Source organism: Pseudonocardia sp. WMMC193, from assembly GCF_021728735.1.
Lineage (GTDB): Bacteria > Actinomycetota > Actinomycetes > Mycobacteriales > Pseudonocardiaceae > Pseudonocardia > Pseudonocardia oroxyli.
Genome location: NZ_JAKKDO010000003.1, coordinates 5,465,238 through 5,481,697 on the forward strand (window position 1 = coordinate 5,465,238; position 16,460 = coordinate 5,481,697).

At 72.0% G+C, this 16,460-nt stretch carries 20 protein-coding genes; 10 read left to right on the top strand and 10 right to left on the bottom strand.

Annotation, left to right across the window (positions count from 1 at the left end):
* Positions 1-36: 36 nt before the first annotated feature.
* Complete coding sequence (locus L3X23_RS28100) at positions 37-906, top strand: bifunctional 2-polyprenyl-6-hydroxyphenol methylase/3-demethylubiquinol 3-O-methyltransferase UbiG (protein WP_237195862.1); 870 nt, start codon at positions 37-39, stop codon at positions 904-906.
* Between the two features lie 4 nt (positions 907-910).
* Here L3X23_RS28100 and L3X23_RS28105 read toward each other — a convergent pair whose 3' ends face one another.
* The 10 genes from L3X23_RS28105 to L3X23_RS28150 all read right to left on the bottom strand — a co-directional run bounded on the left by L3X23_RS28105 (position 911) and on the right by L3X23_RS28150 (position 8,110).
* The gene (locus L3X23_RS28105) at positions 911-1,459 is read right to left on the bottom strand and encodes a copper resistance protein CopC (RefSeq protein WP_237195864.1); all 549 of its coding nucleotides are present in this window, start codon (positions 1,457-1,459) and stop codon (positions 911-913) included.
* Complete coding sequence (gene lnt / locus L3X23_RS28110) at positions 1,456-2,991, bottom strand: apolipoprotein N-acyltransferase (RefSeq protein WP_237195867.1); 1,536 nt, start codon at positions 2,989-2,991, stop codon at positions 1,456-1,458. The genes L3X23_RS28105 and lnt overlap by 4 nt, the downstream gene beginning before the upstream one ends.
* Positions 2,988-3,644 carry a carbonic anhydrase gene (locus L3X23_RS28115; protein ID WP_237195869.1) on the bottom strand — a complete coding sequence of 219 codons (657 nt, stop codon included), beginning with the start codon at positions 3,642-3,644 and terminating at the stop codon, positions 2,988-2,990. Before L3X23_RS28115 ends, lnt begins: the two co-directional genes overlap by 4 nt.
* 2 nt (positions 3,645-3,646) lie before the next feature.
* Positions 3,647-4,087, bottom strand: a complete 441-nt coding sequence (locus L3X23_RS28120; RefSeq protein ID WP_237195871.1) for a hypothetical protein — start codon at positions 4,085-4,087, stop codon at positions 3,647-3,649.
* A gap of 97 nt (positions 4,088-4,184) precedes the next feature.
* On the bottom strand, positions 4,185-4,565 hold the full coding sequence (locus L3X23_RS28125; protein ID WP_237195874.1) for a hypothetical protein: 381 nt from the start codon (positions 4,563-4,565) through the stop codon (positions 4,185-4,187).
* A 101-nt stretch (positions 4,566-4,666) separates the two neighbouring features.
* Positions 4,667-5,905: an Nramp family divalent metal transporter gene (locus L3X23_RS28130; protein ID WP_237195875.1), complete on the bottom strand. Its 1,239-nt coding sequence runs from the start codon at positions 5,903-5,905 to the stop codon at positions 4,667-4,669.
* Positions 5,906-5,948: 43 nt separating this feature from the next.
* A complete protein-coding gene (locus L3X23_RS28135; protein ID WP_237195877.1) occupies positions 5,949-6,425 on the bottom strand; it encodes a hypothetical protein in 477 nt (158 codons plus the stop codon).
* A complete protein-coding gene (locus tag L3X23_RS28140; protein WP_237195878.1) occupies positions 6,422-7,381 on the bottom strand; it encodes a cytochrome c oxidase assembly protein in 960 nt (319 codons plus the stop codon). Before L3X23_RS28140 ends, L3X23_RS28135 begins: the two co-directional genes overlap by 4 nt.
* Positions 7,378-7,671: a hypothetical protein gene (locus tag L3X23_RS28145; RefSeq protein WP_237195880.1), complete on the bottom strand. Its 294-nt coding sequence runs from the start codon at positions 7,669-7,671 to the stop codon at positions 7,378-7,380. The genes L3X23_RS28140 and L3X23_RS28145 overlap by 4 nt, the downstream gene beginning before the upstream one ends.
* 100 nt (positions 7,672-7,771) lie before the next feature.
* Positions 7,772-8,110 (bottom strand): hypothetical protein, encoded by a 339-nt coding sequence (locus L3X23_RS28150; protein WP_237195882.1) that lies wholly within the window; start codon positions 8,108-8,110, stop codon positions 7,772-7,774.
* 146 nt (positions 8,111-8,256) lie between these two features.
* On the opposite strand from L3X23_RS28150, the gene L3X23_RS28155 reads away from it, so the two are divergent.
* The 9 genes from L3X23_RS28155 to L3X23_RS28195 all read left to right on the top strand — a co-directional run bounded on the left by L3X23_RS28155 (position 8,257) and on the right by L3X23_RS28195 (position 16,373).
* Positions 8,257-8,640 carry a hypothetical protein gene (locus L3X23_RS28155; protein ID WP_237195884.1) on the top strand — a complete coding sequence of 128 codons (384 nt, stop codon included), beginning with the start codon at positions 8,257-8,259 and terminating at the stop codon, positions 8,638-8,640.
* 87 nt (positions 8,641-8,727) lie between these two features.
* Positions 8,728-9,216 carry a L,D-transpeptidase gene (locus L3X23_RS36355; RefSeq protein WP_237195885.1) on the top strand — a complete coding sequence of 163 codons (489 nt, stop codon included), beginning with the start codon at positions 8,728-8,730 and terminating at the stop codon, positions 9,214-9,216.
* On the top strand, positions 9,213-9,869 hold the full coding sequence (locus tag L3X23_RS28165; protein WP_237195887.1) for a DsbA family protein: 657 nt from the start codon (positions 9,213-9,215) through the stop codon (positions 9,867-9,869). Before L3X23_RS36355 ends, L3X23_RS28165 begins: the two co-directional genes overlap by 4 nt.
* Complete coding sequence (locus L3X23_RS28170; RefSeq protein WP_237195889.1) at positions 9,866-10,471, top strand: vitamin K epoxide reductase family protein; 606 nt, start codon at positions 9,866-9,868, stop codon at positions 10,469-10,471. Before L3X23_RS28165 ends, L3X23_RS28170 begins: the two co-directional genes overlap by 4 nt.
* The gene (locus L3X23_RS28175; protein ID WP_237195891.1) at positions 10,468-11,046 is read left to right on the top strand and encodes a TlpA disulfide reductase family protein; all 579 of its coding nucleotides are present in this window, start codon (positions 10,468-10,470) and stop codon (positions 11,044-11,046) included. Before L3X23_RS28170 ends, L3X23_RS28175 begins: the two co-directional genes overlap by 4 nt.
* Positions 11,043-13,190, top strand: coding sequence for a cation-translocating P-type ATPase (locus L3X23_RS28180; RefSeq protein WP_237195893.1), 2,148 nt, complete (start codon positions 11,043-11,045; stop codon positions 13,188-13,190). The genes L3X23_RS28175 and L3X23_RS28180 overlap by 4 nt, the downstream gene beginning before the upstream one ends.
* Positions 13,187-14,935, top strand: a complete 1,749-nt coding sequence (locus L3X23_RS36360; protein WP_237195895.1) for a cytochrome c oxidase assembly protein — start codon at positions 13,187-13,189, stop codon at positions 14,933-14,935. Before L3X23_RS28180 ends, L3X23_RS36360 begins: the two co-directional genes overlap by 4 nt.
* A gap of 62 nt (positions 14,936-14,997) precedes the next feature.
* Positions 14,998-15,537 (top strand): heme-copper oxidase subunit III, encoded by a 540-nt coding sequence (locus tag L3X23_RS28190; protein ID WP_237195897.1) that lies wholly within the window; start codon positions 14,998-15,000, stop codon positions 15,535-15,537.
* Between the two features lie 143 nt (positions 15,538-15,680).
* Entirely contained in the window at positions 15,681-16,373 is a 693-nt protein-coding gene (locus L3X23_RS28195; protein WP_237195899.1) for a M23 family metallopeptidase, read from the top strand.
* Positions 16,374-16,460: the final 87 nt, after the last annotated feature.

The following is a 16,460-nucleotide window of genomic DNA, read 5'->3' on the forward strand; positions in this document are numbered from 1 at the left end:
GTCGCGAGTCCGACGACGGAGCGTTTCCGTTCGGCGTTGCGGCCGGTCGGCGGCGGGACCGAGCGGGAGGGTGTCCTCGACGATCTCGCCCGGTACTTCTCGATCAGTTCGGAGGAGGCGTTGGCCCGCTGTCTGGACTTGGAAAGTGCGAGTCTTCAGGAGTGGGAGGCAGCGCCGAGGGACAGCGTGGACGGGATCGCGGGCTTGTACGCCTCGGCGACCTCGTGGGCCTTCGACTTGTCCTGGTACAACTACCTGCAGGTCAGCGGTACGGGCTATCTGAAGTCGGTCATCGTGGCGGACCGCTTGCGTATCGCGAGTGGCATGCGGGTTCTGGATTACGGGTCCGGTGTCGGGGCCACCGCGCAGTTGTTCGCTGCCCTCGGCTGCGAGGTGACCCTCGCCGACGTCGCCAAGCCGTTGCTGGACTTCGCCCGGTGGCGGCTCGACGAGCGCGGAACCCCGGCGAGGTACGTGCATCTTCCGGCGGCGTTGCCCGTGGCGTCGTTCGACGTGGTCACGGCGTTGGATGTGATGGCGCACGTGCCGCCGGAGGAGCTGCGGGGGACTGTCGAGGCGATCCACGCCGCGTTGCGGTCCGGTGGGTTGTTCGTGACGGGGTTCGACGTGCGGCGCAAGTCTCGGCGCAACGCCTGGCACCTCTACGACGACGACCTGCCGTTGCGCTGGGAGATCGCCCGGGCCGGCTTCCGCCGTGCCGATCTGATCGACGCGGGCGTGTGGATCTACCGCGCCGGATCGACGAACGGAGTTCGGGGTCGAGCCCATATCGCCTGGGCGTGGGTCAGGCTCGCGAGCCCACCGGCACGGCTGCTTCGACGGTGCCGCCGCGTCGTGGCCCGGGCGGGTCTGACGGTGTTCTTCCTCGTCGCGGCGCGGCGCTGAGGTGTCATCGCCCCAGACGCCGGACGACCACCGCGGAGACGGCGACGATCACCGCGACGATGCCGATGAGCCATGGCCACACCGGGCTGCCGCCCTCCTCAGCGGCGGCCGGCGCTGGAGCGGGTGCTGAGGGGGTCGATACGGGTGCGGGCGTGCTCGATGCGGTGACGACGCCCGAGGTCGCGACGCTGTAGGTGACCTGGCCGGTGATGGGGTGGCCGTCATTGGAGGTGACGCGGTAGCCGATGGCATAGGTGCCTGCGGGGATGTCGGTGCGGACAGGGATCGTGACGACGGGGCCGGTCACGAGGGGCGCGCCCGCGTCGACCCTGGTCCCGTCGGCGGCGGTGACGGTCGTCGCGACGAACGAGGGGCTCGGGGCCGCGCTGAACTCGAGGGTCACCATGGAGGGCGGCTCGTCGAGAGCGCTGCCTTCCGCTGGGGTGGAGCTGAGCAGGTCTTCGTGGGCGAGGGCGGGCGAGACGAGTCCGAGCAGCCCCAGGGCGAGGAGCAGGCCGAGCGAGACGGTCCTGAGCAGGGTCTTGGTGATCATGATGACTTCTCCTGTCGGGCGGGGCGTGAACGGAGGACGAGCGAGCCGAGGACTGCCGTCGCGCCGAGGCCGGTGAGGGTGAGCTCGATGGGGCCGCCGAGGGCGGTCGCGGCTGTGGTCCCGGTCTTGAGCGGTAGCTCGGCTACGAGCAGGCCGGGCTCGAACGAGCCGGTGCGGGCGAGGACGGTGCCGTCGGGATCGATGAGGGCGCTGATGCCGCTGGTGGCGGCGACGGCGGTGGCGCGGTCGTGCTCGACGGCACGGATGCGGGACATGGCCAGCGCCTGGTGGGTCATGTCGCTGATCCCGAAGGTGGCGTTGTTGGAGGGGACGGCGAGGATCTCGGCGCCTGCCCGAACGGTGTCGCGGACGGCGTTGTCGAACAGGACCTCGTAGCAGGTCACGACGCCCACGGGGCCGACGCTGGTCTCCAGCGGCGCGGGATCGGTGCCCGGGAGGAAGTCCGCGGGCGCGCGGTCGACGAGTGGGGTGAGCGCGCGCAGGAGCTCGCGCAGCGGCATGGTCTCGCCGAAGGGTTGCAGCCGACGTTTGTCGTAGTCGTCGACGATGCCGACTCCCGGTTCGATCAGCAGCGCGACGTTGCGCGGTCCGCTTGCGCCCGGATCGCGGACGACGGTACCGACGACGGTGGGGCTGCCGACCGCGTCGACGACGGACTGGATCTCCGCCGCCACGGCGGGATCGTGGACGGGGTCGAGGTCGGAGGCGTTCTCGGGCCAGATCATCAGGTCGGGTCGTGGTGTCTCGCCTCGGTCGGCCTTGTCGGCGAGGAGGCGGGTCTGGGCGAGGTGGTTGTCGAGTACTGCGCGCCGCTGGGCGGCGAAGTCGAGCCCGAGCCGCGGCACGTTGCCCTGGACGACGGCGACGGTGACGGTGTCGGAGGCCGGAGCGGGAGGGTGGGCGAATCCGAGCACCGCGGCGATCGGGATCAGGACGACGAGGAAGGCGGGCCAGCGCAATCCGAGGTCGGGGAGGCGGCGGTCTCGGACCGCGGCCATGGTGCATCGGGCGGCCGCGGCGAGCGCGGTTGCACCGATGACGACGGAGGCGGACATCAGCGGGGCCCCTCCGAGGGCGGCGAGGGGGAGCAACGGCCCGTCCGCCTGGCCGAACGCGAGCCTGCCCCAGCCGAACCCGCCGAACGGTATGCGGGCTCGGACCGCCTCGACGGCCACCCAGACCGTGGCGGTCCACAACCAGGCGCCGGGCAGCCGGGAGACCAGGGTGAGGGCGGCCCCGGCCGCAGCGAAGAACACGGTCTGCAGGCCGACGAGCGCGAGCCACGGCCCTGCCCCGACGAAGCTCCCGGTCCATTCCAGCAGTGGGAGCAGGAAGGTGGCGCCGAAGATCCCGCCGAGGAGGAGCCCGCTGCGGACCCGCGCGCCGTAGAGCGGTCCGATCAAGAGGGCGAGTGCAGGCAGCGCGAGCCACCACGACGTCCGGGGCGGAAAGCTCAGATAGAGGAACAGTCCTCCGGATGCTGCGCAGACGGGCCCGACGAGTCGCCTCACAGCGGCACGAAGGTCGCGGAGCCCGGCTCGTACGCGGACACGGACCCCTCGACGAGGTCGTAGAACCAGCCGTGCAAGGCGAGACGTTCCTGCTCGAGCGCCTCGGCCACGGCCGGGTGCGTGCGCAGGGTGCCCAGCTGGTGCAGAACGTGTGCGTAGGCGGGCTGGTGGCGGGTGGCGGAGCGGCGCACCGAACGCGGCCCGACGAAGCGCATACCGTCCGGGCCGTAGTCGGGACGCAGCGGAAGAGGAGCCCTCCCCACGCGATCCCGGAGGTCGTCCTCGGGGACCGACTCCTCGTGTTGGGCGGCCATCCATCCGCGGGCGGCCAATGCTCGGTCATCGGGCTCGGTCGCGAGGTCCAGGATGTCGCAGAGCGAGTGCCCGCACACCACGATGTGGCCGACGCCGAGCCCACGCACAGCTTGCTCGATGGTCGCCGCCTCGGCACCGGCTATCCCGGTGTAGGCGGGGACGCGATGGCCGAGGGTGCGCAGCTCGCAGATCTCGCCGGGTCCTGCGCCGGTGAGAGCGGTCGGCACGATGCGGGGATCCGAGCAGCTGATAAACAGCATCACCGGCGTGCGCGCGGCACTCGTGGCGGTGAGCCGGGCGCGGCGACGAAGGGTGATGGCGAGGTCGTCGAACCGCATCGTCAGGCTCCTGCTCGGCGGCCGAGAGCGGATTCGCGCAGGATGCCGAGCACCAGGTATCGGCCGGTGAGTACGTCGATCACCGCAGCTGCCACACCCCAGGCACCGAGTTCGACGACGGGCCCGCCTCGGCTCGCGCCGAAGGCCCAGACGATGAGGTAGAGGACCAGCGCCACGGCTGCGCGGACCACGACGATCCGAGGGAACCCGTACAGGCGGCCGTCGGTGACGACGGCTGTGAGCAGACCACCACACGCGGAGGCGACCGCGACCGCGACGACGACCGCGACCGCCTCCGGCCCGGCGCCGGGCAGCGATGCGAGGAGGGCCAGATGGACGGCGAAGGAGACGAGGAGAAGGAACCGCACGCCGCGCGCCCACCGGGGTGAGGTGGGATCGCCGCGGCGCACGGCGTCGAACGAGGTGAACAGTGAAGGGTGCATCGACACTCCATGAGCACTGGAGACGTGGCGCGACGCGGCGATGTGCGCCGGCGTCCGTCCCGAGGAGGGCAGGGCTGATCCGAGAAATCCCGGACGATCAGCGCCTACTGACGCACAGCTCCTTGCAGAGGTCGGCACCCGCCGAGCCCGAGGGGGTCGGCAGGTCGGGAATCGCACACACCGGCAGAGGGCCGGGGGCGTGCTCCGGAAGCGCTTCGACCATCGGCAGCAGACCGGGCGACACGGACATCGTCAGCGGTGCGTCGGCGGCCGACGGGGAGTGCGAGGGGGCATGCGGCGACGGGCAGTCCGCGAACCGCTCGGCACCGTCAGCGTCAGTCACGATGCCCTCGGACTGGGCGGCGACCACTCCGGTGGACGCGGTGGCTGTCGAGGGGTGCAGGACGGCCGCGTGCAGGAGTACCCCTGCGACCAGGACGAACAGCAGCACAGCGCGGCGGACGAAGGTGCCGGGCACCGCGACCACCGCCTCGCGTCGGAACGGACCACCGGGATCGGCGAGCGCCGACCAGCCGACGACCAGGCTAGCCGGGCGCCGGGTGCGGCTCGTCCCTGACCTCAGGCTCCGAACAGCACGTCGCCGATGAGGAAGGCGTTGAGTCCGATGATCAGCGCGGCGACGACGATCGCCGCCGCGGTGGTCAGGCGGTGATTGACCAGCGGGCCCATGATCGCCCGGTCGCGGGTGAAGAGGACCAGGGGGATCAGGGCGAAGGGGATGCCGAAGGACAGGACCACCTGGGAGAGCACGAGCGCGGCGGTGGGATCGACACCGAGGCCGAGGACGACGAGCGCGGGGGCGAGGGTGAGTGCGCGGCGGAGCAGGATCGGGATGCTGCGGTGGATGAAGCCCTGCATCACGACCTGGCCCGCGTAGGTGCCGACCCCGGACGAGGCCAGGCCGGAGGCGAGCAGGGCGATGCCGAAGGCCAGGGCGGCCCCGGAGCCGACGGCGATCCCGAGTCCGGCGTGGACGCCTTCGAGGGTGTCGGTGTTCGGGATGGCCGAGCCTGCGAAGACGGCGGCGGCGATGAGCAGCATGGACGCGTTGACGATTCCTGCGGTGCCCATGCCCGCGAGGACGTCGAACCGGGTGGTGCGCAGGATGAAGCGACGCTCGTCGGTCGTGGCGCCGACGATGCGGCGTTGGGTGAGCGCGGAGTGCAGGTAGATCACGTGGGGCATCACGGTGGCGCCGAGGATGCCGGTCGCGAGCAGCACGGTCTCGGTGCCCGCGAATCGCGGAACGAGCCCGGCGACGGCGCCGGATGCGGAGACGTCGACCTGCCAGACGGTGCTGAGCAGGGCGACGAGGATGACGACGAACAGCAGGGTGATGGCACGTTCGAACGGCCGGTGCCCGCGGACCTGCAGGGCGAGCAGCGCGAACGCGACCAGGCCGGTGATCAGGCCTCCGGTGAACAGCGGGATGCCGAAGAGCAGGTACAGCGCGACGGCGCCGCCGATGACCTCGGCGAGGTCGGTGGCGATCGCGACGATCTCGGCCTGGGCCCACATGCCCCATCGCACCGGCGTGGAGAACCGCTCGCGGCACAGCTCGGCGAGGTTCAGCCCGGTCGCGAGCCCGAGCTTGGCCGAGAGGGTCTGGACCAGCATGGCGAGCAGGTTGGCGGCGACGATGACCCAAAGCAGCAGATAGCCGTACTGCGACCCGGCGGCGAAGTTGGTCGCGAAGTTGCCGGGGTCGATGTAGGCGATCGCGGCGACGAAGGCCGGTCCCGCGACAAGGAGCCGAGCCCGCAGGCCCCGCCCCGGAAGGGCCGTCGTCGTGTCCATGTCGGGAAGGTAGACGTGTCTATCAGTGAGGGGAAGACATGTCTCACTGTGAGACCGGCCCCACTGTGTCGTCATCTCCGGATTCGTGCCAGCGCTGCGCCAGCGCGGCGGGCATCGTGTAGTGGACCTCGGTGCGCTGACCGTCCTGTGCAGACGGTCCTAGCTCCCAGAGCACCGGCCATTCGAGCTCGCCGGCGGCTCGCAAGGTGCGACAGACGCGGGTGAAGCCCGAGAACGCGCCCCGGATCTCACCGCGCCGCAGGCCCGTCGCATTGCTGAGCCGGGTTCCGGAGATGCGGACGTCCGGCTCGGCTGCGAGTGCGTCGAAGATCGTGATCATCCGTGCGGTGCTGGGTCGGAGGTCATGGCGCAACGCTCGGAAGTCGGCAACCTCCCACAGCCAGAGCGGGATCCTCGGCATGGGTTCGCCGGCGGACGCGACGTAGGCATTGACAGCCTCGAGCAAGCGCCGCGGGACGAGCACGGGGACCAGCTCGGTGTCGTCGGGATCCGTGGTCATCGGGCCGGCCTCTCGTCGGCTGCGAACCCGGGTAGCGAGCGGGCAGCACGTGGATCCTCGGCGAGCCACCACGGCACCGTCGTCGCGGCGGTGCCGTGGACGCGGTCCAGGTGCCGATCCACGCGACGCTGCTCGCGCTTCTCGCTGCGGTTCCACTGCACGAACATCCCGGCGAGCAGGAACAGCACCACGACGTCGCCGAAGATCCACAGGAGGCCACCGCCGACCTTCTGGTCCGCCAGCGGGTCGCTGCCCCACTGCATTCCGATGATCATGAAATGCTCGGCGGCGATGAGGCTGTCCCGCAGCATGATGGGAATGCCGAGGACGATGTGGGCCGGGCCGAGCCCGATGACCAGCAGGAGCCGCATCACGTACGGCATGGGGTTGGGGAGCGGGTCGATGCCCAGCAGCGGCCAGTAGAGCAGGGCACCGACCAGGACCAGGTGCAGGTGGGTCAGATTGTGCACCCAGGAGTTCGTGAGGCCCAGCTCGAACAGGCGGCTGTAGAGGATCACGAACGGGCTGATGACGAACAGCACGTAGGCGACCAGGGGATGGCTGAGGACACGGACGTAGCGGCTGTGCACCACAGCCAGGAGCGTCTTGCGGGGACGGCCGGTGAGAGCGCGCAGGGCGAGGGTGACCGGGGCCGCCATGCCCAGCGGCGCAGGCGCGATCATCTGCAGGAACATGTGCTGAACGGCCGTCATGCTGAACAGCACGTCGTCGTAGACCCCGATCGCCGAGAACGTGGACAGGGCGATCGTGCCCAGACCGACGAACCACAGCACGGTCCGTCCGCGCTGCCAGGTGATGCCGCGGCGTCGGACGCGGCGCACTCCGGCGAGGTAGGCGGCGCCCGCCAGGATCAGGGCGACCAGCACTGCGGGCTCAATGGTCCAACTGGTCAACAGGGCGTGCAGGTCGGGTGGCGGGGGGATCGGGCCGTTCACGACGAGGCTCCGTCGCGACCGGTGGCGGAGGGCGCCTGATCGGTCGACCCGGATGGGGACGGCGAGCCGTCGGGTTCGGGGCTCGCCGCATCCGAGCCGGAGTCGCCGGGCTCGGGTTCGGTGCCGGGCTCCGGGCCCTCGGGCCTCGGGTTCTCGTGGTCGACGACGCGGCGCCGCCGCCTGGGGTCGGTGCGTTGGGCGAGGGCGATGAGCAGGCAGAGCAGGACGAGACCCGCGATGATCAACAAGATCGGGACGGGGGAGACGGCAGGTGGCGGCGCTGCGGCCATGGGGTGCTCGATTCACGGGCGGCGGGACCATCGGCCGCCGAGTGGGCGGGCCGAGGGCGAGGGCACGGAGGCCACACCTCGACGGTGAGGCCCGGGTGCCTCAGTTCCGGTCGACGCCGATCGCGAGCAGGGTGGAGCGTCCCGGTGACGCCGCGCCGGGGTCGTGCTCGGGTGTGCAGGCGCCGGTGCGGACCCGGGGTCCGGTCGACGGTGCGGTCTCCGGGGCCGGAAGGGATACCACGAGGCTCGGAGCCTGACTACGCACAGTGGTCGGATCGCTGGGTGGTGCCGGGTCGCAGTGCATGTCGTGGACGATGTGGTGCCCGGTGGAGGTGATCGCCGGGCCCGCCGTCGCGGTGGTCGTCGCGCAGAATCCGGCGACGAGCGCGAGCAGGGTGGCGAGCAGGAACGCCAGGCCACGGTGGAGGGTGCCGGACATCGGGCACCTCCCGCCTCATGCGTCCGCCGGTTGCCTTTCGACCGTACGGTGTCGAGCGGCCCCGCCGCCGGCGGGGTGCCGCCCGCGTCGTCACTCCGATGGGCGCACGGCGGTGACGATCCGGGGCCTGGGTAATCTCACGAACCGTGACAGGGGTGAGGTGGTCGGCGGCCGATCGCGGCGTGCGCACCCTCCTGGTGTTGGTGCTGATGGCGGTGGCGCTGCTCGCTCACTGCGCGGCTGACGGTCCGAGTAGTGGTTCGTTCACCCCGGTCGCGGCCATCGCCTACGCGGGCGACCCCGTCCCCGAGCCCCCGCCGGTCTGCCCCGACACGCACCCGCTGCACGACGGGGCGGGCGCGACCGTGTTGCGCACGGCCGCGTCGTCGGATCTCGCGCCGGCCCCAGCGGTCCTGGACCTGGGCCCGGTCTGGTCGTCGCCGGGTGCGCACTGTGCCCTCGCTGCAAGCCCGCTGGATGTGCCCGGCGGTTCCGCGCTGTGCCTGGAGCTCTGCGTCAGTAGGCGCTGATCGGCCCACCGGCCCCGTCCGTGACGGGCCGGTCCTGGCCGACCCACCCGCCCTGAGCGGGTCCTTCAGCGAGAACGGAAGACCGACGTGTCCCGATCCCGAGTCCTCGCCGTGCTCGGCGCCAGCGCCGTCGCCCTCGTCGCGGCCGCCGGCGTCGCCGTCGCGGGTGTGCCCACCTCGACCCGGCCCTATGTCGCGCCGCCCGGCCCGACACCGGCGAACATCGTCCCCGGCACGCCGTGCACGACCTCCGCGCGCGCCTGCGTGGACCTCGACTCTCACAACGCGTGGCTGATCCGCGGCGGGCAGGTCACCCGCGCGGTCCGGTTCGTCGACGGTGACGAGGAGACCCCGACCCCGCCCGGCACCTACCGGGTGGAGTGGAAGGCCGAGTCGTACACGAGCCGGGAGTTCAACACTCCGATGCCGTACTCGGTGTTCTTCGCCCCCGGGGGGATCGCCTTCCACGAGGGCGGGCAGACCACGCCGTCGGCGGGGTGCGTGAAGCTGGTGCGTGAGGACGCCCAGGCGTTCTTCGCCGACCTCCTCGTCGGGGACGAGGTGCAGGTCAAGTGACCCGCAACGCGAAGATCTCGATCGGCGTCGTGCTGGTCGCCGTCGTCGGGGTGCTGGTGGCGCTGCTGGTGCCGTGGGGCGGTGCGGACCCGGCCGACTCCAGCGCCGGGGGGAGCGGGACGGCGGGCATCGCCGCCCGCCCGGACAGCCACCGGCTCAGCACCGCGCCCGACGGCCCGACCTTCGTGGAGTTCCTCGACTTCGAGTGCGAGGCCTGCGGCGCGGTCTATCCGGTGATCGAGCAGCTCCGCGCGGAGTACGGCGACCGCGTGAACTTCGTGATCCGCTACTTCCCGATCGCGAGCCACTTCAACGCCGAACGCGCCGCCCGCGCTGTCGAGGCCGCCGCGCAGCAGGGGCAGCTCGAGGGCATGTACAAGCGGATGTACGAGACCCAGCTCGAGTGGGGTGAGCAGCAGGTCCCGATGGATGACAGGTTCCGCGGCTACGCCCGCGATCTCGGTCTGGTCATGGACGAGTACGACCGCGTCTACAACGCCCCCGAGACCCTCGATCGGATCCGCGCCGACCAGGCCGACGGGCAGGCGTTGGGTGTGCAGGGCACGCCCACGTTCTTCCTCGACGGGCAGCGCCTGCAGCCGCAGAGCGTCGGGGATCTGACCTCGGCCTTCGACGCCGCGCTCGCGCGATGAGCGCGGTCGTCGACCGGGCCGCGGCGCCGAGGGCGATGGGCCGGGAGCCCTTCGCGCGCGGCCTGCCGTGGCTGCTGCTGCTCGGCGGTCTCGTCGGGTTCGTCGCCGCCTTCGTTCTCACCGTGGAGCGGTTCGCGCTGGCGGCGGACTCGGACTACATCCCCACCTGCAGCATCAACCCGGTCCTGAGCTGTGGCTCGGTGATGAGCACCGACCAGGCCGCGGTCTTCGGGTTCCCCAACCCACTGCTGGGCATCGCCGGGTTCGCGATCGTCGTCGCTGCGGGTGCGGGGCTGCTGGCCGGCGCCCGGTTCGCGGGCTGGTACTGGGCGGGTCTGCAGGTCGGAGTCACCGCCGGAGCGGTGTTCGTGCATTGGCTGATCTTCCAGAGCCTGTACCGAATCGGGGCGCTGTGCCCGTACTGCATGGCGGTGTGGGCGGTGATCGTGCCGATCTTCTGGTACGTCACGCTGCGCAACCTCCACCGGCGCTGGCCCGGCAACCCGCTCGCGCGGCTGCACTCGGTCCCTCTCGCGGTGTGGTTCGCCGTGCTGCTCGCACTTGTCGCGATCCGGTTCTGGTCGTTCTGGTCGACGCTGTGAGGTGGGTCGTCGCAGCCCTGGCGATCCTGGTGCTCGCCGGGTGCTCCTACCGGCCTTCGGACGGCACGGCGCCGAGCCAGGCCAAGGAATTCACCTTCGTCGCCCCGGGCGGTCAGACCCGGCTGACCTACGACCCGCCGGAGGAGCGGGGCGCGGTCACCGGGCTGGAGGCCGAGGACCTGGCCGATCCGAACCGGCGGCTCGGTCTCGCGGACTTCCCGGGCCAGGTCGTGGTGCTCAACATCTGGGGCTCGTGGTGCGGCCCGTGTCGGGAGGAGATCCCGGACCTGCAGGAGACCTATGCCCAGACCCGCGACCGCGGCGTGATCCTGCTCGGGATCGACGTCCGCGACGACCGCCAGGCCGCCCAGGACTTCCTGCGTTCGCGTCGGGTGGAGTACCCGTCGCTGTTCGACCCGGCGGGGCGCTCGCTGCTGGCGCTGCGTGGGTTCCCGCCGAACGTCGTGCCGTCGACGATCGTGCTCGACCGCAGCCACCGGGTCGCCGCGGTGTTCCTCGGGGCCGTCCGGATGAGCGAGCTGCGGCCCGTCGTGGACCGGGTGGCTGCCGAATGAGCAGCTACGACCTCCAGATCGGCGGCATGACCTGCGCGGCGTGCGCGGGTCGGGTCGAGCGCAAGCTCAACAAGCTCGACGGCGTGGTCGCCACGGTCAACCTGGCCACCGAGCGCGCGCGGGTCGACTGTCCACCGGAAACGGACCCGCAGGTGCTGATCGCGCAGGTCGAGCGGGCCGGCTACACCGCGCAGCGGGTGGCCGACACACCGGAGGGCGGGGACCAGCAGGTCGTCGACCTGCGACGCAGGCTGGCCGTCGCGGCGATCCTGGCCGTGCCGCTGGCGGACCTGTCGCTGGCGTTGTCGCTGTTCCCGGAGTTCCGGTTCCCGGGCTGGACCTGGGTCTGCCTGGGGCTCGCCGTGCCGATGGTCGTCTGGTGCGCCTGGCCCTTCCACCGCGCGGCGTGGAACGGGCTGCGGCACGGGACCTCCTCGATGGACACACTGGTCTCGCTCGGCGTGATCGCCTCGACGGGCTGGTCGGTGTGGGTCATGCTCCGCGGCGGGCCGGTCGAGCCGGGACTCGGCGCGGGATGGGCGGCGCTGACCCGCACCGAGGACGCGCTCTACTTCGACGTCGCGGCCGTGGTGATCACGTTCCTGCTGGCCGGTCGGTTCTTCGAGGCCCGCGCCAAGACCCGGGCCGGGTCGGCGATGCGCACCCTGCTGGCGTGGGGCGCGAAGGACGTCGAGCTCACGGACGGTCGGCGGGTCCCGATCGGAGCGCTCGGTGTCGGCGACGAGTTCCGGGTCCGGCCCGGCGAGAAGATCGCCACCGACGGGGTGGTCGTCGAGGGCTTCTCGGCTGTCGACACCGGGGTCGTCACCGGAGAGTCCGTGCCGCGAGACGTGACCGTCGGGGACACGGTCGTCGGTGGCACGGTCAACGCCGCGGGATCCTTGCTGGTCCGCGCGGTGCGGGTCGGGGTCGACACCCAGTTGGCGCGGATGGCGCGGCTCGTCGAGCAGGCGCAGGAGGGCAAGGCGGCGGTCCAGCGGCTCGCCGACCGGGTCTCGGCGGTCTTCGTGCCCGCGGTCGTCGCGCTCGCCGCCCTGACGCTGGTGGGCTGGCTGGTCTGGGGGCCGTCGGTGTCCGCCGCGGTCACGGCTGCGATCGCGGTGCTGATCGTGGCGTGTCCGTGCGCGCTCGGCCTCGCCACCCCGACGGCGATCCTGGTCGGCACCGGCCGGGGCGCCCAGCTGGGGATCTTCCTCAAGGGCGCGCGTGCACTGGAGTCCACCCACGCCGTGGACACGGTGGTGTTCGACAAGACCGGCACCCTCACCGAGGGGCGGATGGAGGTCGTCGCGGTGCGAGGCACCGACCCCGACCTGCTGCGCCTCGCCGCCGCGGTGGAGACGGCGTCGGAGCACCCGATCGCCGCGGCGATCGTCCGCGCCGCGCCCCAGGGTCTGCCCACCGTCTCCGGGTTCACGGCATTGCCGGGTCTCGGCGCCCGCGGCACTGTCGACGGGCGCGAGGTGCTGCTCGGCCGACCGTCCTTACTGTCCGACCGCGGGATCCCGGTGCCGTCCGAGTACGTGGGCGCGACCGTCGTCGTGGCCTGGGACGGCGAGGCCCGCGGGGCGATCGAGGTGACCGACCGGGTCCGGGACAGTGCCGCCGCCGCGGTGGCCGCGCTACGTCGGCTCGGCCTCACCCCGGTGATGGTGACCGGCGACAACCCGCGCACGGCGCACGCTGTCGCCGCCCAGGTGGGGATCGACGAGGTCGTGGCCGAGGCGCTGCCGGAGGACAAGGTCGCCGAGGTCCGGCTGCTGCAGGCCGCCGGCCGGTCGGTGGCCGTCGTCGGGGACGGGATCAACGACGCCGCGGCGCTCGCCGCCGCGGACCTGGGGATCGCCGTCGGGCGAGGGACCGACGCGGCGATCGAGGCGGCCGACGTGGTGCTGGGCCGCGACGACCTGCTTGTCGTCGCGGACGCCATCGCCCTGGCCCGCCGCACCCACCGCACCATCCGCGCGAACCTGGTCTGGGCGTTCGGCTACAACGTCGCCGCGCTCCCGCTCGCGGTCGCCGGGCTGCTCAGCCCGCTGGTCGCCGGCGCCGCGATGGCCCTGTCCTCGGTGTTCGTGGTGTCGAACAGCCTGCGGCTGCGCAAGTTCCAGGAGCTCCGGTGATCTGGCTCGGGATCGCGGCGTTCGCGTTGGTCACCGCCACTGCGCTGGCGCTGTGGGCGCCGAGCATCGCGGAGGTCTACGGCTACCCGGGCCTGGGCCCGGTCGTCGATGCGGGCCTGCCGCTGGCCCACGTCACCGCGCTCGGGGCCGCCGCAGTGGCAGTGGGCGGGCTCTGGCGTGCCGCGGTGCTGGTGCCGGGTGAGCCGCACGGGACCGTCACTCCGCAGGGGTATCGCGGGCTGCTGAGCGTGCGCCCCGCGGCCGCGGTACTCGCGGTGGCGGCGTTCCTGGTCGGCGCGCTGACCGCGGCGGAGACCGTCGGCACCCCACCTGCGACCTACCTGACCCGCCCGGACCTGCTGCTCACCGGTCTCGGCGCCGTCGAACCCGCGACGGGCTGGGTGATCACCGGCGCGGTCGCCGCAGTGGTCGCGGGACTGGCGGGCGCGGTGCTGAGCTGGCGCGGCGCCGTCGGACTCCTCACCCTCCTGCTGCTCGGGCTCGCCGTGGCTCCGATGACCTCGATCGGGAACGGCTCGCGCGACCACGACTGGTCCGGCGACTCCGCCACGCTGCACGCGCTGGCCGCGCTGCTCTGGGTGGGCAGCGCGATCGCCGTGCGTGGGCTGGGGCCCGTCGCGCAGCGCCGCCACCGGCGCACGGCGACCGCGGCGCTCGTGGCGATCGTCGGCTCGGCGGTGGTGCCGACGGCGCTCGCGGTCCGCCCCGGGCACCTGGTCACGACCGGTTACGGGGCGCTGGTCCTGGTCTCGACCGCCGCCTTGGTCCTGCTCCTGCGTCGCACCCGGTCCCTCGCCGTCGAGCTCGGGCTGCTCGGGGTCGCCGCGGCGGCCGGGGCGGCGATGAGCAGGCTCGTGCCGCCCACCGACGACGGCGCGGAGGTCACCCGCCTGGTGTTCCTGCTCGGCTACGAGCTCCCCGACCACCTCACGGCACTCGACCTGGTCACCCGGTGGCGCCCCGACCTGATCTACGCGCCGCTCGCCGTCGCTGCGGCCGTGATCTACGTAATCGGGGTGCGCCGGACCGGGTCGTGGCCGGTGCACCGCACCGTGTGCTGGCTCGCGGGCTGCGCGGTCCTGCTCGTCGCCACGTCGTCCGGCATCGGCACCTACGCGACCGGAGTGCTCAGCGTGCACCTCGTCGCCCACGCCCTCACGGCCACGATCGCGCCCCTGCTCCTGGTCCTCGGGCACCCGCTCACCCTGCTCCGGGCAGCTGCTCCCCGCCTCGGACGCCGCGTCGACGCGCTCCTCGACCGACCCGCTCTCACCCACCCGGCCGTGGCCTGGGCCATGGTCGCGGTAGCGCTGTTCGGCACCTACGCCACCGGCCTGTTCGACGCCGTCGTGCTGGACCACTGGTCCCACCCGGCCATGGACGCCGTCGGCCTCGGGACAGGACTGCTGCTGTTCCGGGTCCTGCTCGGCCACGGTGGTCTGCCGGAGATCGGCAGGCTGGCCACCGCGTTCGCCGTCATGGCCCTGCACGCCGGGTTCGCCATCTGGCTCCTGAGCCGCGCGACCCCGCTCGCCCAGGACTTCTACGGCGCCGTCGCCCTTCCCTTCGTCCCGGACCTGCTCGCCGACCAGCGCCTGGGCGCCGCCCTGAGCTGGGCGATCGGGGAAGCCGGGATGGTCGCCGCCGTCGCCGTGCTCGTCACCCGCTGGGCCCGCCACGACCCCACCCCGCTCGCCCCCACACCTGACATGGAGAGACTGTGACCGCCGGTTCCCCTCAGATCAGCACACGCGTCCACTCGCTGAACCGACCCAACATCGTCAGCATGGGCACGGTCGTCTGGCTGGCCAGCGAGCTGATGTTCTTCGCGGGCCTGTTCGCGATCTACTTCACCGCCCGCGCGCAGAACGCCCCCGAGACCGGATGGCCCCCGCCCCCGACGCACCTCAACGTGCCCTACGCGCTCACGATCACCGCAATCCTGGTCGCCTCCTCCTTCACCTGCCAGTTCGGCGTCTTCGCCGCCGAGCGCGGAGACGTCTTCGGCCTCCGACGCTGGTACCTCCTGACCCTGGCCCTCGGGCTGATCTTCGTGATCGGTCAGGGATACGAGTACTACGAGCTCGTCGAGAGCGGCACGACCATCTCCTCCGGGGTCTACGGGACCGTCTTCTACATGACGACCGGGTTCCACGGCCTGCACGTCATCGGCGGGCTGATCGCCTTCACCCTGCTGCTCATCCGCACCACGCTGAGCAAGTTCACCCCGGCCCAGGCCACCGCCGCCATCGTCGTGTCCTACTACTGGCACTTCGTCGACGTGGTGTGGATCGGGCTGTTCGCCGTCATCTACTTCATCCGCTGACAGACGACCGAGATCAGGGAGCACCGAGGACGAGCGCCATGGCGAACTCGCGGTCCTCACACGCTCGCCGTCACGGGTCGAGGGCTCTGCAGAGGCGCAGCCACCCGGCGGCCCAGCACCTCCTGGCCCTCGCGGGCGGCGCCGTGGCCGCGGCCGTGCCGGCCGCGATCCCGCTGGTTCCCGCCCCCGGCACCGAGCCGGTGGCGGCCGTCGCCCCCGTCGCCATGATCGGTGTGGCAGAGCGCCACGATCCCGCCGCCGACTTCGGCCGGCTCGCGACGCCGGTGGCCGCCGTCGAAACACACGAGACTTCGCTGGCATCGCTGGACAAGGCGGCGCGTCTGGCCGAGCGGATCGCAGCACTGGCCGATCTGCGTACAGCGGCTGCTGCGCAGGGCGCTCCCCAGGTGGCGGTCAGCGACGCAGGGGTGGCGTACGCATTCCCGACTGTCGGCAGGCTGACCTCGGCGGCGGGGCCCCGCTGGGGAGGGACCCACTACGGAATGGACATCGCCAACCGCGTGGGCACCCCCATCTTCGCCGTTGCCGACGGCGTGGTCGTCGACTCCGGGCCTGCCTCGGGATTCGGGCTGTGGGTTCGGATCAGACATTCGGACGGGTCCCTCAGCGTCTACGGACATATCGACCGCAGCCTGGTGCGGCAGGGGCAGTCCGTGCGAGCCGGTGACCGAATCGCGCTGATGGGTAACCGAGGACAGTCCACGGGTCCTCACCTGCACCTCGAGATCTGGGCCGCGGACGGTGCGAGGGCAGATCCCGGCACGTGGCTGGCGCGACGTGGTCTGAGCGCCGAGGCGGCTCCACGAGCAGGCTGAGCCGCGCCACCTCGCAGCAGTTCATCGACGACGGCCGCAGACCGGCGAGATCGAGCACCGCTTCACCTGCGCCGAGAGCTGGGGTTT

Bases quoted from the DNA above. Each gene is read 5' to 3' on its own strand.
- L3X23_RS28105 (WP_237195864.1), bottom strand. From the start codon at position 1,459: ATGATCACCAAGACCCTGCTCAGGACCGTCTCGCTCGGCCTGCTCCTC.
- L3X23_RS28145 (WP_237195880.1), bottom strand. From the start codon at position 7,671: ATGGCCGCAGCGCCGCCACCTGCCGTCTCCCCCGTCCCGATCTTGTTG.
- L3X23_RS28190 (WP_237195897.1), top strand. From the start codon at position 14,998: ATGGGCACGGTCGTCTGGCTGGCCAGCGAGCTGATGTTCTTCGCGGGC.
- L3X23_RS28115 (WP_237195869.1), bottom strand. From the start codon at position 3,644: ATGCGGTTCGACGACCTCGCCATCACCCTTCGTCGCCGCGCCCGGCTC.
- L3X23_RS28150 (WP_237195882.1), bottom strand. From the start codon at position 8,110: ATGTCCGGCACCCTCCACCGTGGCCTGGCGTTCCTGCTCGCCACCCTG.
- L3X23_RS28135 (WP_237195877.1), bottom strand. From the start codon at position 6,425: ATGACCACGGATCCCGACGACACCGAGCTGGTCCCCGTGCTCGTCCCG.
- L3X23_RS28120 (WP_237195871.1), bottom strand. From the start codon at position 4,087: ATGCACCCTTCACTGTTCACCTCGTTCGACGCCGTGCGCCGCGGCGAT.
- L3X23_RS28130 (WP_237195875.1), bottom strand. From the start codon at position 5,905: ATGGACACGACGACGGCCCTTCCGGGGCGGGGCCTGCGGGCTCGGCTC.
- L3X23_RS28180 (WP_237195893.1), top strand. From the start codon at position 11,043: ATGAGCAGCTACGACCTCCAGATCGGCGGCATGACCTGCGCGGCGTGC.
- L3X23_RS28170 (WP_237195889.1), top strand. From the start codon at position 9,866: ATGAGCGCGGTCGTCGACCGGGCCGCGGCGCCGAGGGCGATGGGCCGG.